This is a genomic window from Wolbachia endosymbiont (group A) of Rhinocyllus conicus (genome assembly GCF_947250775.1).
In the GTDB taxonomy this organism is placed as follows: Bacteria; Pseudomonadota; Alphaproteobacteria; order Rickettsiales; family Anaplasmataceae; genus Wolbachia.
Genome location: NZ_OX366349.1, coordinates 371317 through 386484 on the forward strand (window position 1 = coordinate 371317; position 15168 = coordinate 386484).

The 15168-nt window shown below is 34.4% G+C and carries 14 protein-coding genes and 1 pseudogene; 7 read left to right on the forward strand and 8 right to left on the reverse strand.

Annotation, left to right across the window (positions count from 1 at the left end):
- Window positions 1-7 precede the first annotated feature (7 nt).
- Window positions 8-277: pseudogene (locus tag OOK92_RS01885) on the reverse strand (type II secretion system protein GspD); the annotation flags it as partial.
- Window positions 278-357: 80 nt separating this feature from the next.
- Here OOK92_RS01885 and OOK92_RS01890 point away from each other — a divergent pair.
- A protein-coding gene (locus OOK92_RS01890; protein WP_264735405.1) for an IS630 family transposase occupies window positions 358-1360 on the forward strand; the annotation gives its coding sequence in 2 pieces (ribosomal slippage) (window positions 358-867 and window positions 869-1360; 1002 coding nt in all).
- Here the strand turns inward: OOK92_RS01890 and OOK92_RS01895 are convergent.
- From OOK92_RS01895 to OOK92_RS01910, 4 genes are all read right to left on the reverse strand, one after another.
- The gene (locus OOK92_RS01895; RefSeq protein ID WP_264736061.1) at window positions 1357-2625 is read right to left on the reverse strand and encodes a type II secretion system protein GspD; all 1269 of its coding nucleotides are present in this window, start codon (window positions 2623-2625) and stop codon (window positions 1357-1359) included. The genes OOK92_RS01890 and OOK92_RS01895 overlap by 4 nt on opposite strands.
- A 298-nt stretch (window positions 2626-2923) precedes the next feature.
- The gene (locus OOK92_RS01900; RefSeq protein WP_264736062.1) at window positions 2924-4288 is read right to left on the reverse strand and encodes an ankyrin repeat domain-containing protein; all 1365 of its coding nucleotides are present in this window, start codon (window positions 4286-4288) and stop codon (window positions 2924-2926) included.
- Window positions 4289-5042: 754 nt separating this feature from the next.
- Complete coding sequence (locus tag OOK92_RS01905) at window positions 5043-6599, reverse strand: penicillin-binding transpeptidase domain-containing protein (RefSeq protein ID WP_264736064.1); 1557 nt, start codon at window positions 6597-6599, stop codon at window positions 5043-5045.
- Window positions 6554-7393, reverse strand: a complete 840-nt coding sequence (locus OOK92_RS01910) for a polysaccharide deacetylase family protein (RefSeq protein WP_264736065.1) — start codon at window positions 7391-7393, stop codon at window positions 6554-6556. Before OOK92_RS01910 ends, OOK92_RS01905 begins: the two co-directional genes overlap by 46 nt.
- Before the next feature lie 125 nt (window positions 7394-7518).
- Here OOK92_RS01910 and OOK92_RS01915 point away from each other — a divergent pair, with 125 nt between their 5' ends.
- The 6 genes from OOK92_RS01915 (at window position 7519) to OOK92_RS01940 (ending at window position 12720) form a co-directional block, all read left to right on the forward strand.
- Window positions 7519-9027: a YifB family Mg chelatase-like AAA ATPase gene (locus OOK92_RS01915; protein ID WP_264736066.1), complete on the forward strand. Its 1509-nt coding sequence runs from the start codon at window positions 7519-7521 to the stop codon at window positions 9025-9027.
- Window positions 9028-9111: 84 nt separating this feature from the next.
- A complete protein-coding gene (locus OOK92_RS01920) occupies window positions 9112-9564 on the forward strand; it encodes a hypothetical protein (protein ID WP_264736067.1) in 453 nt (150 codons plus the stop codon).
- A 240-nt stretch (window positions 9565-9804) separates the two neighbouring features.
- A complete protein-coding gene (ftsZ, locus tag OOK92_RS01925) occupies window positions 9805-11001 on the forward strand; it encodes a cell division protein FtsZ (protein WP_253309308.1) in 1197 nt (398 codons plus the stop codon).
- On the forward strand, window positions 11001-11399 hold the full coding sequence (locus tag OOK92_RS01930; protein ID WP_253309309.1) for an EVE domain-containing protein: 399 nt from the start codon (window positions 11001-11003) through the stop codon (window positions 11397-11399). Before ftsZ ends, OOK92_RS01930 begins: the two co-directional genes overlap by 1 nt.
- Entirely contained in the window at window positions 11393-11845 is a 453-nt protein-coding gene (ybeY, locus tag OOK92_RS01935; protein WP_253309310.1) for an rRNA maturation RNase YbeY, read from the forward strand. Before OOK92_RS01930 ends, ybeY begins: the two co-directional genes overlap by 7 nt.
- A gap of 86 nt (window positions 11846-11931) precedes the next feature.
- The gene (locus OOK92_RS01940) at window positions 11932-12720 is read left to right on the forward strand and encodes a succinate dehydrogenase iron-sulfur subunit (protein ID WP_253309311.1); all 789 of its coding nucleotides are present in this window, start codon (window positions 11932-11934) and stop codon (window positions 12718-12720) included.
- A 3-nt stretch (window positions 12721-12723) separates the two neighbouring features.
- Here the strand turns inward: OOK92_RS01940 and OOK92_RS01945 are convergent, their stop codons facing one another.
- Genes OOK92_RS01945 through OOK92_RS01955 form a run of 3 tightly spaced genes read right to left on the reverse strand, consistent with a single transcriptional unit; the run spans window position 12724 to window position 15154 of the window.
- Window positions 12724-13860 (reverse strand): transcriptional regulator, encoded by a 1137-nt coding sequence (locus OOK92_RS01945; RefSeq protein ID WP_264736068.1) that lies wholly within the window; start codon window positions 13858-13860, stop codon window positions 12724-12726.
- A gap of 42 nt (window positions 13861-13902) precedes the next feature.
- Window positions 13903-14682 (reverse strand): GNAT family N-acetyltransferase, encoded by a 780-nt coding sequence (locus tag OOK92_RS01950; protein ID WP_253309312.1) that lies wholly within the window; start codon window positions 14680-14682, stop codon window positions 13903-13905.
- On the reverse strand, window positions 14672-15154 hold the full coding sequence (locus OOK92_RS01955; RefSeq protein ID WP_264731620.1) for a phosphatidylglycerophosphatase A family protein: 483 nt from the start codon (window positions 15152-15154) through the stop codon (window positions 14672-14674). The genes OOK92_RS01950 and OOK92_RS01955 overlap by 11 nt, the downstream gene beginning before the upstream one ends.
- Between the last annotated feature and the right edge of the window lie 14 nt (window positions 15155-15168).

Below are 15168 nucleotides of genomic sequence, written 5' to 3' on the forward strand. Positions count from 1 at the left end.
TAGTGATTTAATATATATATAAATTCTTATCTTTTCTATCTAACAAACCAAATGTTGGTACGATTGTTGCTTTTAAAAAAATGACAGTTTCTACTGTTCTAATGTTATTCGCTAGCCTTTTTGACTTCTGATGTAATGTAGCTTTAAAGCTTTGCTTATCTTCCCTATGTTCTATAAGCCCGCCGATTACCATAATTTCACCGCTCTTAATTTTTAACATAGAGTTCATTTCTCTGATTTCAACAATTGGAATGTCGCTATTTAATTTCATTTTATACCAATTCCCACTATACAAAGAACAGATAGAAGATAATGGAAAAAAAGCTATACTAAAGTAAGTGAAATAGCGAGGTTTAAATGGCATTAAGGTCAAAACTATTAGACGAAAAAGTTGTAAATTTGGCGAAAGAAATGTTAAAAAAGGTCAGAAATAATGCATATGTTTCAAAAAAGTTACAAGCGGTAATAGCAGGAAAAGAAAGTAGTATAAGCGCTGTAGCAAGAATATGTAAAATTTCAAGGACTGCTTTGACTGAATGGATAAAGCATCTAAAATTTGGTAGAGTAGAAAAACTATTTGCCCCGTCTCAGCGGCGAAGAAAAAGCAAATTAAACAAAAATCAACGTAAGCAAATTGAAATATGGGTAGAAAAAAATCCAAATATTACTATTAAGGAAGTGCGAATAAAAATCTCAGAGGAATTTGACCTAAACATCGGTAAATCAACAGTGCACCGTGAGATACAAAGGATGAAATTTTCTTACATAACACCAAGGCCAATGCACCATAAACAAGATAAAAACAAGCAAGAAGAGTTTAAAAAATACTTCAATAAAATAGTCAATTCCCACCCTGAAAAGGAGGTATTTTTTTGATGAATCACGATTTGGAACTCATTCAAAAATCGGACACGGATGGTTCAAAAAAGGGATCAGAACGCAGGTTAAAATAAAAATCGGTAGACAAAATTTCTATATCTACAGTGCGGTAAATCCAAGAAGCGGTAAGGAAATTAGCCTACTTGCTCCATATGTAAACACTGATTGTATGAATATATTTCTGGAGCAGATGTCGAAAGATTTAGGCACGAAAGAAGCCTTTCTTGTAATGGATTGTGCAAGTTGGCATAGATCAAAAAGTTTGAAATTTCAGGAAAACATTACCATTATATACTTGCCTCCTTATTCACCTGAACTGAATCCTGTTGAGAGGTTGTGGCAATATATCAAACACAATACTTTACGCAACAGAGTCTACGATACCATAGGCTTACTTGAAGATGTTGTGTGTAATTTTATTGTCAGTATTTCCAGCACTACTATTAAACGAGTTTGTAATGTTTCTTATTTGTTCGATTAGTAATGGAATTTGGTATTACTCTGCTGTGCGATGTACTCTATATCTGGATCTTTAATGTAGCCGTTAATTCTTGATAAAGTTGGATGTATATCCATGAACATTTCACTAGTATCAATGTTAATGCTTGGGTGGATTATTAGCACAACACCTATTGGAACACTATTCATCTTGGTAATTAAGGTCTGATTAGAGTTTCTAGTATCTTTTTGTATATCGGAAGTAAAATAAATATGGTTTTTGGTAAATGAAATCATCGCTTGCTGATTATTTATAGCATGTACTCTAGGGCTTGAAATTACAGTTGAAGCGCCAAATTTGTCTAAATTTTTTACTAAATCTCCTAGATCACTCGCACCAAAGTTCATTGCTAGGTTAATAATGGAGTTATCTTGATTTATTATAGACTTAGTTCCATCGCGTAAGTCATTTAAGTTTATACCAGAAAGATATTTGTCATCTAACACAACTTCAACTATTTTTGCCTCTATCATTACTTGAGAAGACGCTAATTTCTTAACCTTATTAATATATTCTTCAACAGCTTTATGGATATCTTTTCTAGCATTCAAAATAATAACACCAGCTTCTCTGTTGGATGAAAGGAATTCGCCATCATCCACCCCGTTAACATCCATTATTGCATTCAAGCCTTTTTCTAATGAATTCCATAAGTCACTACTGTATTGAGACTTCATAACATTGTTATAGTCCCTATCAGTGTGACTTCCATCACTGTTAGTAATATTGTTACTAATGACGAAACTGCTTTGAGCAGAATGTTGAATATTAATGAAGTCTGCGTAATAATTTTGCGCGTATGGCAAGTCCTGCTCAATTCTAATTACACCATTGCTTGTTGAGTAACGCAATTTGGCGCTATTTGCTATACTCTGAATTACTTCATTTATATTCTTATCTTTTAGCTTTAAAATAATATTACCTGATATTTTTGGGTCTATATCCAAGTTAACGTCAGAAAGTTTTCCTATCTCAATCAGCAAATCTTTTACTGATACTTCTTCACTAACATTAATAGAAATAAGCTGATTACTGATTGTGAGATCGGGAAACTCTATTGGTAAAGGCATAATTTCTGGTATTGCCGGTTCATTAATCTCCAAAGAGGTGTTGTATTGCTGCAACGAATAATCGTGCTCACCTATATCATGATGATCTTCGTTGCCTATATTAGTGAGATGTTGCTTAGTAGGCAGGTGTGTGCAAGAAATAATGAAGAGGAGTATTAAGCATTTAAAAATAGCCATTAGAACAGCATATAGATCTATACTAATAGATTTCTATAAAAATATTAAAAATGTATTTAATTTCGTTTTCATCGAGCAGATAATTGTCATATATTAGCTTGACCTACACTGGCTATAGCTAAACTGACTTAGATTTACCGACGATTTGAAAAACCGTCATCCCGCTACGTGTTAGCGGGATCTAGAGATACCGTGACGGTATGACGGTTCGCGGCGGTATAGTAACTCGTCATTCCGCTACTCGTTAGCGCCGTGGCGGTATAGCTATATATGTTTTTTTGCACACTTTATCTTGTACTTAAATGTAGACCAGCATAGCCTTAGTTTTTTTATATATTTTACTTCTTTCTCTATATTTAATAATAGGCTTAAAAATAAATGGTAAGCCTATAATTGTTAAGCTTAGAGCTAGGGTTGAAAGTATACAACAGGCTTTGTGTTTACTATGTAGCTCTTTCAGGTAAAGCATCAAAAATCTACAAAATTTTTTGTAATTTTCTTCGATGTTTTTTTTGCTATGAGCCTTGCTAATGAATATATCTATTGCGGTATGACCGTTATTACACTTAATGTTAAGGTCTGCACCTTTTTCTGTTAACAGCTGAGCTATATCAAAATAATCCTTTTGAACAGCAAGATGTAGAGGTGCAAAACCTTGTTGCTCACAAATGTTCATATTGGCTCTAACTTCCAATAACATTTTCACAATTTTTGTATGGCCTTTTTTAACTGCCAGTAGCAAGGGAGTTCTGTTACATTTAGTAACAGCATTAATGTTTACCTTAAGCTTCAATAAGAGCTTAACTGTTTTAGTGTTACCATTATGGCTAGCTTTATGCAGCCTGGCGTTGCCATTAAAATCTTGATCATTTGCATCTATTCCTTTTGATACAAGAAATGTTACCATTTTTCTATTATTATGCTCAATAGCGCAATCTAATGCATCAAAACCATGGTTGTTTTTTGTGCAAAAAAACTCTTTAAGTTTAATTTCATCGTTACTTGCTTGCTGTCTTTTTGCAATAAGTTTAACTATTTGCATTTTGTTGTTATACGCTGCTAGGAAAAGCGTAGTGTTATTTTCTGCATCTTTGGCTTCTATATTTGCACCTTTCTTTATCAGATATTCTATAATTTCTGCTCTGCTGTCATAATGTGCAGTGCATTGATAGATAGTTAAAAACAAAGGAGTGCGAAAATTGTTATCTTCACATTCGAGATTTGCTCCGCTATCAATTAAAATTTGGACGCTTTTTTTAGAACCGTATAGTGAAGCTATATGAAGAGGAGTATAGCCCTCTTTAGCATCTTTTTCATTAATTTTTGCGCCTTTTGTTATCAAAAAATCTATTAATTCCGTGTCATCTTGTAGTGCAGCAAGGTGCAGTGGAGTGAATCCATTTTTATCCTTGGAATTGATTGTCAGTTGATTAACAAAAAGTTTAGCAATTTTCTTGTGTCCATGCATAATGGCGTAATGCAGTGGGTTTCTATTTTCGTTGTCTACGACATTAAAATCAGCTTCGTGCTCTAGCAATGATTTTACTCCAACTAAATCGCCTTCTTTTGTGAACTTATGCAAGAGAGTGATTCCACTTGCATCTTTTGAGTTAATATCAAATCCATTTTCTACTAATTGGTTTATATCTTCCTCACGCGCCATATCACTTAAGTCTCTAATTGAACCCTTTTCGCGTTAATAATACTCCTACTTGATTAAGTTTAAATGAATCTGTGAGAAATGGCTAGGATACTATGCATTCTTGCATAACAAACTTTTGGCAGCGCGTTGGATGAAACAAAAAAACCACTTGACAAACTCCTCCAGCCCCCTTATTATGACAGTGAAGCTATTGTATTTGCTTTCGCCAATCTGCAGATTAAAAGGTAAGGATTACTTAATGTATCGGCGTCTTATGTTCAATTTTTTGCAGTATATAGATACTGTACGTCTTTACAAAACTTCATCTACATCTAGATTTTTATCTAAATAAGCTGAACGCGCTTACAAAGCGTTACAAGACATCAAAAAATGCCAATACTCGACAAAGATAGTAAAAGACTAGCTAACTCGGGGATTCTTTGTCTTTTTTTCTGCTTGGTAAATTTCTTAAACATTTGCAGCGTAGGTTAGTTGCAATTAAAAGCAGCTTAATCTCGCTTGTCAAGCTTTTAAAACATAAAAAACGCCAATATTTTAAAGCGGATAATAACCACGGGGCTTCTTTGCCTTTTTTTTTTATTTGGTAAATTTCTTAATATTTATAGCTAACATGAACAAACATTTGAGAGTAACTTCCGCTAGTAGAATGATAATTTAATAATAACTAGATTATCATCATTCGTCAATAGTTTATGACTAAATTAATGTTTATATTAAGATAATACACGACAAGTAATAGCCATAATATTTATAGTTACTTTTCAAGCATGTATTGAAATATCTCATTAGCCATAGCAACATCTTGGCGCGGGGCTTTGCCGTGTTCTATAAACACAGAGATTGCGTAGCGCGGGTTATGGTAAGGACCATAAGCGATAAATAACTTATGACTTTCACCCTTAGAGTTTATCTCTGGTGTACCGGTTTTGCCGGCAATTTGTATGCCGCTTAGCCCTTTTCTATAGTTAGAATTCACCACGTCAAACATAGCTTTTCGAATTATGCTAAAATGCTCATAATCTACATCAATGTCAGGGAAATTTTGCACTGTATTACTCATTTCAATGTGGGGAATTACCTCTTTTCCTGTTGCAATCCTCGCTGCAAGAACTGCAAGCTGCAGTGGTGTTGTAAGCAAATACCCTTGTCCTATAACTAAGTTGATAGTGTCACCTAAATACCACTGCGAATATAGTTTTCGTGCGCGCCAATCTCTATCGGGCAACAATCCCGGAGCTTCTTCCTTAAACGTTCCAATCAGCGACCCACCGCCAATACCAAATTTTCTGGCCATTTCCACCAGAGAGTCTACACTTATTTTTTTTCCTATGTTATAAAAGTAAGTGTTGCATGATAATGCCATTGCCTCATTTAAAGATACATACCCATGGACTTTGCTTTTCAGGCAACGAAATTTCCGCTCACCTATTTTCATATAGCCCTTACACGAGAATTTCTCTTCTGGTGTTATTATCCCGTCTTTTAAACCCGCAAGCGCAACTATGACTTTAAATATTGAACCAGGTGGAATTTGATACGACAATGCACGATTCACAAGTGGTAATGAAGGAGTATTCAAGCTTTCCCAAGTCTCATTTGATAGTCTACTTGCAAAAAGATTATTATCGTAAGAAGGTGAATTATATAGTGCTAAAATTTCTCCGTTACTTACATCAATTACCACTGCGGAGCCTTGGTGATCTTTAAATACCTTTGCGATTTTCTCTTGCAGATTAATATCAATTGTTAGCTGTACATCTTGTCCGTCTTGTTGTGGTATGCTTGATAATTCTTTTATGACGCGTTTTTTAGAATTTATTTCCTGCTCAGATTTTCCTGACTTGCCTTTCAATATATGATCATATGTATATTCAATACCGCTGATTCCTACTTCGTTTATGCCTTGCTGTCTTTTTGTATATCCGATTATATGAGAACATATTGAACCAAACGGGTAATAACGTTTATAAAGAGCAGTTACTTTTGTTTCTGACGATCTTGCTATTTTAGACTCGACTTCTGATAATGTTTGCAAATCGACCTCCTCACCAGAAGTTTTTTGCCCATCAAACAGAACAACATACGAAATTTTGTTTACCGCAAGTTCAGTGCTATTCCTATCTAAAATTTTGCCCCGCTGAGGCATAATAGTAGCGACTCTTATTCTATTACTATTAGATAGTGCTTCGTACTTTTGTCTGTTTCGTATTTGTAAATTATATAACCTATAGCTAAAAATAGCGGAAATGGTAAGCTGAATACCACCTAATATGAATGCTCTGCGGTTAAAGACTTTGTTTTTTGTCCACATAACATTCCTTCAAAACGCACTTTTTCCCCCTCTTTTATTGTTACACTTCTGGCTTTTACCGTATTACAAACCCTTTCCTCCCACTCACTTAAGGTAACAAACTTGTAACCCGATTTTTTTAGTATTTTAATAATATGAGGTAAAGCTTCAATTGTGTTTGATCTGTTATTGTGATCATGAAACAGTATAACTGCCCCATTATGTACATTACTTAAAACTCTTTCAACTAAAGCTTCTGGTTTATCACCTTGCCAATCTAGCGAATCAACTGTCCATAATATCGAATACATATCCAATTTATTAGTATTTTCAATCAGATTATCGTCATGACATCCATATGGCGGGCGAAACCATTTTACATCTTGTTTTATTGCATTTTTAATTGCTGTATTTGTCTTTTCCAATTCTTGCAATTGTTCCTCACTTGAAAGTGATGTCAACTTCCTATGCGACCAAGAGTGATTGCCTAACTCATGACCTGCTTCATGGATTTTCTTTACTATCTCATATGTTTTTTTATTTATACGTTCACCAAGCACAAAAAACGTTGCTTTTGCTTCATAGCTTTCCAGAACATTAATAATATCGTTTACTCTATTGTTGAAAGGCCCATCATCAAACGTAAGCGCAACAAACTTATCGTCGTTATTCAACAATTTTTTTATATTACTTAAATTTCTATATGATAGATCCAGATTACAACTGAGCCCACAGTATGGTAAATTAAAATTACAATCACCACAGAAAACCGCGCTTGAGTATAGCAAAAGAAAAGTTATTATCCTTATAAACATTTTATAATCAGCAAAGTGATAGGATACTATGCACTTTTTTGCTAAGTTAAGCCATCTTTAATTGCTGTAGCCTTTACTTCATCACTTCTTTAATATATTATATTAACAATTTTATATAATATATTATGATTGCAAATATAAATACCGTTGAGCTTCAGGGAATTAGCACAGTAAATGTCAATGCACAAATTCATATGGCAAATGGTATTCCAGCTTTTAATATTGTTGGATTGCCGGATAAAACTGTTGCGGAATCCAAGGAGCGCATCAGAGCAGCGTTAAATTCAATCAATCTACTACTACCTCCAAAAAGAATTACAGTTAATCTCTCCCCTGCGGATTTGCTGAAAGAAGGTAGTCATTATGACTTGGCTATTGCTATTGGACTACTTGTTGTAATGAATGTGATACCAGTTGAAAAAGTTCAGTCTTATATAATCATGGGTGAACTGGCTCTTGATGGCAGAGTTATTCCAGTTTCAGGAGTGCTGCCAACAGCAATCAATGCAAAAAAGGCAAATAAAGGAGTAATTTGCCCAAGGGGAAATGGAGTAGAGGCTTCATGGGTAAAGAATGTTTCAATTCTAGCTATAGAGAAATTAACTGATATTATCAGACACTTTAAGGGTGAGCAATTAATTCAGCCAGTAATTTTTAATTATAGTGATGCACCCAAAGAAAAAAGATTGGTTCCCGATATGAAGGATATCAAAGGCCAAGTTGTTGCAAAAAGAGCAGCTGAAATTGCAGCAGCAGGTGGGCATAATATGCTTCTTGTTGGCCCTCCTGGTACTGGAAAATCAATGCTTGCTAAGCGCTTTATAGGGTTGCTGCCTGATTTGACCGAACAGGAGATGATTGATGTTAATATTATTTCCAGCATAACAAAAACTGGTAATGAAATATTCAAAGTAACTCGTCCCTTTCGTGAACCTCATCATTCATGCTCTATGCCAGCAATGATAGGGGGAGGAAAGAATGCAAAACCTGGAGAAATCACTATGGCTCACAATGGCGTGTTATTCCTTGATGAGCTACCTGAATTTCCAAGACTTGTGCTTGATTCTCTGCGCCAACCACTTGAAGATAGAAAAGTTACCGTTGCAAGGGCAAATGCTCACATAACCTACCCTGCAAATTTTCAACTGATTGCTGCGATGAACCCCTGCAGATGTGGTTACTTGGGCGATGCAAGTAGATCGTGCAACAAAGCTCCAAAGTGTGGCACAGATTATAAAAACAAAATATCAGGACCATTGCTTGATAGAATAGACATATGCATTGAAATGCCAAACGTTAGCATACTCTCTCCTGAAATCTCTGTGGAGGGAGAAAGTACTAAAATCATAAGAGAAAGAGTGATAGCAGCAAGAAAAGTTCAAACTGAGCGTTATAGTAAATTGAATGTTCGTTGTAACGCAGAAGTAAGCGGTGAAGCATTTAATAAATTTACTGAACCAGATCAGGCAGGGTTAGAATTGCTAAAATACGTACTGAAAGAAAATTACATTTCCAATCGAGGCTACACACGCGTATTAAAAGTTGCAAGAACCATTGCAGATCTTGCAAAAAGTGAAGAAGTAAAAAGAGCACACATTGCTGAAGCGCTGAATTACAGAATAAGGATATATTAAAAAATTAGTTTACTTGACAGACAATTTGTTTCATTATATACTGCCCTTAATGAAGTTTTAACATTCTATTTAAGGAGTAGAGTTATGGCATTAACAAAATATAATTACAAACAAGGAGATAGTGTTTTTCGCGCTATTTTAGAGGGATATAAAGACCCTGATAATGAACACTGGGGAATTACAGGTGCTGCTGGTGGGCTTGGTCAGCATATTAAGAATAATAAGTTAAGAACAGCATTATTTCTGCTTGCAGTTGCAAGTGTTGTCTTTACAGCAATGCATATGAAAGCAGGCTTTGTTAGTGCAGCAGAAGCTTCTGGGTTTCTTGCTAAGACTGCCAGCTACTTTGTTGGGACAAATCAAGCAATAGCTGCTTCATTACCTGGATTTATCGGAACAGGTGTTGCTGGTCAGATAGTTGCAGGTGCCATAATGGCAATTGCTGCAGCTGCTGTTCTTTATGGAACATATCAAGTTGCCTCAAAATTAAAAGATGTTGTGGTTGAAGCATGGGAAGGAAAAGGACAAACTGTATAATAACTTCAACAAAACAAAAAGGGATAGGTTTCTGTCCCTTTTTGTAAACATTTTCTATTTTTTTTTGAAGTAATATCATCCAAAAATCTAGTAATTATAAAATAGCACTTATTAGTATAAATATTAAGAATAAGTAAATCCCGTTTACTGTTTACGCCTATAGAAGTGAAAAGTATTTGCATATTATTAAAAAAGCGGTAACTTACTATCAAGTGAATTCGCTAAATTTGAGTAATTTAAATGTCTATTGATCTTAGTCTGCCGGAGTTACCTATATTACACCCAAGGATTACCGTTGTGGGAGTGGGTGGTGCTGGTGGAAATGCTGTGAATAACATGATCCAATCTAATTTGCAAGGAGTGAATTTTGTTGTCGCAAATACCGACGCTCAAGCACTAGAAAAGTCGTTATGTGATAAAAAAATTCAGCTTGGCATTAATTTAACTAAGGGTCTTGGTGCTGGTGCTTTGCCTGATGTTGGCAAAGGTGCAGCAGAAGAATCAATCGATGAAATTATGGAGCATATAAAAGATAGTCATATGCTTTTCATCACAGCAGGAATGGGCGGTGGTACTGGAACCGGTGCAGCACCGGTAATTGCAAAAGCAGCCAGAGAAGCAAGAGCTGCAGTTAAGGATAGAGCGCCAAAAGAAAAAAAGATATTGACTGTTGGAGTTGTAACTAAACCGTTCGGTTTTGAAGGTGTGCGCCGCATGCGCATTGCAGAGCTTGGACTTGAAGAACTGCAAAAATACGTGGATACACTTATTGTCATTCCAAATCAGAATTTATTTAGAATTGCAAATGAAAAAACTACATTTTCTGATGCATTTAAACTTGCTGATAATGTTCTGCATATTGGCATCAGAGGAGTAACTGACTTGATGGTCATGCCAGGGCTTATTAATCTTGACTTCGCTGATATAGAAACAGTAATGAGCGAGATGGGCAAAGCGATGATCGGCACCGGAGAGGCAGAAGGAGAAGATAGAGCAATTAGTGCTGCGGAAGCTGCAATATCCAATCCATTGCTTGACAATGTATCAATGAAAGGTGCGCAAGGAATATTAATTAACATTACTGGTGGCGGAGATATGACTCTGTTTGAAGTTGATGCTGCAGCCAATAGAGTGCGTGAAGAAGTAGATGAAAATGCAAATATAATATTTGGTGCTACTTTTGATCAAGCGATGGAGGGAAGAGTTAGAGTTTCTGTTCTTGCAACTGGCATTGATGGTCGCAATAATAAGTCAGAAACTTCACCTATAAGTCAGAGCGAAGACTCAGAGAAAGAGAAATTTAAGTGGCCCTATAGTCACAGTGAAAGTACGCAAGATAAAACACTGGAAACAAAACCAACTGAACAGGTAAGCGAAGGAGCTAAATGGGGCAGCAATGTTTATGATATACCGGCTTATTTAAGAAGAAAAAAATAATGCAACTTTGGCTACTCAAGTCAGAGCCAAGTGAATATTCATGGCAAAAAATGGAAAAGGAGCAGGTAGTTGAGTGGGATGGCGTGCGCAATTATCAAGCTCAAAATTACATGAAAATTATGAAAGTAAGCGATCTTGCGTTTTTTTATCATACAGGTAAAGAGAAAGCAATACTTGGAATCGTTGAAGTATTTAAAGAGTATTATCATATTAATGATCCCAAGTTCGGATTAGTGAATGTAAAGTTTTTGAAACCTTTAAATAACCAAGTAACGTTAAATAATATAAAACAAAACCCACTTTTGAAAAATATGTCTATATTAAAACAACCACGTTTATCAATTGCCCCAGTTTCGGAAATTGAATGGAATGAAGTAATAAGGATGAGTGAATGTTAGAAGTAAATATTCTTGACAAGAAATGGTGCAGCATTATAGAAAATCCTAAAAATTTTGTATTAGGTGTCATCAATGCTTCTCTAAAAGAATTAAAAATAGACCACTATAAACCAAATATATCAATAGCTCTGGCTGATGATGACTTGCTACATCAACTTAATTTAAAATTTAGAGAAATGGATAAGCCAACTAACGTACTATCATTTCCGTGTGAACAATTGTCTAATGAGTGCGATTTAGGAGACATAGCAATTTCAATAGACACAATAAAAAGAGAATCGCATGAGTATTGTATACCTATTCTTGCTCACATTGCACACATGTTAGTGCATGGATTACTGCATTTACTTGGTCATGATCACCAAAAAAAAGATGAAGAAATTATAATGAAAAATCTAGAAAGAGAAATTTTAGCTTCGCTTGGCTACAATATGTGCGCGATTTAAAAGGAATTTAATAAAAATATAGTAGATGATAATAAAATATGTTATCTACAAAGGGTTTTAGCTATAAACAATAAAAGGTAAGTGATATGGTTCAGTTTTCTTTGCCAAAGAATTCTAAAATTAATCAAAAGGGCAAAATTTATCCTATTCCTGCTAGAGCAAAAAACATCAGAAGATTTCAAATTTACCGTTGGTCTGCTGATGACGAGAAAAACCCTAGAATAGACACATTTTTTATTGATATGGATAGTTGTGGCCCTATGGTACTTGATGCATTAATAAAAATAAAGGATGAAATAGATTCGACTTTAACTTTCAGACGTTCTTGTAGAGAAGGCATATGTGGATCTTGTGCCATGAATATTGACGGAACCAATACTCTTGCATGTACTAGATCTATACACGATATAAAAGGTGATGTAAAAATATATCCATTACCTCACATGTATGTGATAAAGGACCTAGTCTCGGACTTGAGCCAATTTTATGAGCAATACAAATCAATTAAACCTTGGTTACAAGCAGATAAGCCTGCCCTACCAAATAAAGAATACTCTCAATCTCCTGAAGATAGAAAAAAATTAGATGGCTTGTCCGACTGTATATTATGTGCTTGCTGTTCGACTGGTTGCCCAAGCTACTGGTGGAATAGTGATAAATTTTTAGGACCAGCAATACTATTACAAGCCTACAGATGGATTGCTGACAGCCGTGATAATAAGACAGGTGAAAGACTTGATGTTTTAAACGACCCATTCAAGTTGTATCGTTGTCATACAATAATGAATTGCACAAAAACTTGTCCTAAAGGACTTAATCCAGCAAGAGCAATAGCGAAAGTAAAACAGCTCATGGTAGAGAAAGAAGGAGTTTAAGTATCATCTTTTGCATTCTTCGTAAGAGAACAGCAAACCTTCCGAAGCGTAGGGTATTGTTAATACCCTGAACGCTTTTCCATTCGTGAAATGCATCGTATCATCATACGATGCAAATAATTTTTTGAATAACTCATGTCTTTGGTTACTAATAGTTTGAAAATCCTCTTTTTCTAAAAGCTTTTTAGATTCGAAGAGGTAAAGCATAACTTCATGATAAGTTGGGTAAGATGCCAAAAATTTTGGGTCAAATTGAAAGGTTTTTATGAAAGCATTATTATAAAATTTTAGCTTTTGATTCTTACTATATATTACTATAGCAACCGGCAACCTCTCAAGCAAATTTTTCTGTGTAGCTAAATAACTGTTTAATTCAGTATATAATTTCTCTGCATCACTAACATCTTTCCCATACATTACTATGCTACCAGAACCTTGTATTGGAATTTTAACAAAATTGAAAACCTTAGGTTCGTTCTTGTAAGTTACGACATGCCTTCCTGGTTTTGTGCTATGAGCGCTACTGGTAATAGCAAATTTCTTAGAGCCATCTACATATTTATCATAAAACAAATTATAAAATTCTACCTTTCTATTCTTGTTATATTTTAGTATTGGAAATGGTAAAGAGTTGAAAACATTTTTATAGCTCTCCACTTCTTGTGTAAGCTTACTATTTTCTAGCTCAAGTCCGTGAGCTTTTATTTTACAGTCTGAGACATTCCTTATCCATAACAGCACACCAATCACATTGTTAGAATCATCTATTATGCTTCTACCATAACATATGCAATAAACCTCACTGTCCTTTGACTTTAAATCTAGAGTAAAAGATTTATTTATTTCCTTTGCCTCAGCAAAATTTTTAATTAAACTGTCTGATTGCTCAAAAAAATTCACAAACTCATTAAATGAGTAAAAAACAGTATTAAGCAAAATTAGTAAGTTGGGAGAGAACTTTTCTATACGCTTTTTTGCATCCCAAATATAAAACCCATCATTCACAGTATCAATTAAATTATTTATGATAACATTTCGATGTTGTAAGTTCTTAATCTTATTACTAATTTTTAATTTAGAATAAGAGAGAAAGAATAATATTAGAATCAATATTAAAACCACTTCATACAAAAAAAACATAGCACTTTTAAAACAAATGTAAAAATTTGTAACCGCTCAGAATTATGCTGAAGAGTTATATAAGTAAAGATTGCCTAACATCTGAAAGCCCAATCTCTTATAAAGGTTTACAGAAGGTTTCATACAATGTGCTACTATATATTTGCATTCAAGCTGTTTAGCTATCTTTATTCTTTCTAAAACCATTTGGGTACCTATTCCACGATTCCTGTAAATTGGTAAAACTCCATCACTATAAAAACCAGCTACACTGTCTTGAACATAAAGACCGCATGTCCCAATAATTTCACTATTTAGTGTTACAAGAAAAAATCTTAATCTTGAGTTTTTATCATCATAATTTGATAATCCGCGAAAAAATGTGCTGACAATTCCAACGCCATGATAAAAAATTTTAGAAGTGTGTAAATCTAACTGTTCTAAGAGGTCGCTACCATTTACAGCATTTAACCTCAAGTTTGGAATAACATCAGCAGGTAAAAAGTAATTTTTCATATTAAGTAAAGCTTTTTTTGGTGTGCTAACGTGTTTTATTTCACACTTTTCTAAAATATCTCTTATTTTCATATGTGAATTTATTACCCATGTTGCTTCTATATCTCTTGTTCTGAGATAATCTAGAGTTTTTTGTATAGAAAGCTCGGTACATTGATCTCCACAGAACACAAAATTAAATAATGACTCCCTAGTACCATTTATTGTAAATGTAACGTTATCAAATTCATCGTGTACTTCCCACTCAGATAAATTTGCTGTGTACAGTATATAATCCTTTAAATTTTGAACAATTAAGCTTGAATAATAAATTTTTTTATCCTGCATACATCAACAATAAACAATAAAAGGCTCCTATAAGAACACAGGCTAAAATTGCAGCTATAATGTCATCTAGCATAACACCTAAAGGACCTTTGGTATTTTTATCGATCAAATTTATAGGCCACGTTTTTATTATATCAAAAAACCTAAAAGAAAAAAAGCACAACAACAATGAAGAGCAATTCATCTCTTGGCTTAACAATATCGAAACTAAAAGTATTGTCAGCAATTGACCAACTACTTCGTCAATTACTACCTCTTTTGGATCACATGAAGTCTTGTAGTGTTTTATATAATTGCCTATAGACCATAGTCCAATCAAAAATAAAAAAAAAATAATTGCTGCACCTAAAATTCTGTCACTCAGTATCACAGGAACAATTGGATAAGAAGCTAAGCTGCCTACGGTACCTGGCATTTTTTTTACTGTGCCAGACAGCCACCATGTTGATATCAATTTATATAAAAATTTCACAATACACCAAAGTA

Bases quoted from the DNA above. Each gene is read 5' to 3' on its own strand.
- OOK92_RS01920 (WP_264736067.1), top strand. From the start codon at position 9,112: ATGGCATTAACAAAATATAATTACAAACAAGGAGATAGTGTTTTTCGC.
- OOK92_RS01930 (WP_253309309.1), top strand. From the start codon at position 11,001: ATGCAACTTTGGCTACTCAAGTCAGAGCCAAGTGAATATTCATGGCAA.
- OOK92_RS01900 (WP_264736062.1), bottom strand. From the start codon at position 4,288: ATGGCGCGTGAGGAAGATATAAACCAATTAGTAGAAAATGGATTTGAT.
- ftsZ (WP_253309308.1), top strand. From the start codon at position 9,805: ATGTCTATTGATCTTAGTCTGCCGGAGTTACCTATATTACACCCAAGG.
- OOK92_RS01950 (WP_253309312.1), bottom strand. From the start codon at position 14,682: ATGCAGGATAAAAAAATTTATTATTCAAGCTTAATTGTTCAAAATTTA.
- OOK92_RS01945 (WP_264736068.1), bottom strand. From the start codon at position 13,860: ATGTTTTTTTTGTATGAAGTGGTTTTAATATTGATTCTAATATTATTC.
- ybeY (WP_253309310.1), top strand. From the start codon at position 11,393: ATGTTAGAAGTAAATATTCTTGACAAGAAATGGTGCAGCATTATAGAA.
- OOK92_RS01910 (WP_264736065.1), bottom strand. From the start codon at position 7,393: ATGTTTATAAGGATAATAACTTTTCTTTTGCTATACTCAAGCGCGGTT.
- OOK92_RS01895 (WP_264736061.1), bottom strand. From the start codon at position 2,625: ATGGCTATTTTTAAATGCTTAATACTCCTCTTCATTATTTCTTGCACA.
- OOK92_RS01915 (WP_264736066.1), top strand. From the start codon at position 7,519: ATGATTGCAAATATAAATACCGTTGAGCTTCAGGGAATTAGCACAGTA.
- OOK92_RS01905 (WP_264736064.1), bottom strand. From the start codon at position 6,599: ATGTGGACAAAAAACAAAGTCTTTAACCGCAGAGCATTCATATTAGGT.
- OOK92_RS01940 (WP_253309311.1), top strand. From the start codon at position 11,932: ATGGTTCAGTTTTCTTTGCCAAAGAATTCTAAAATTAATCAAAAGGGC.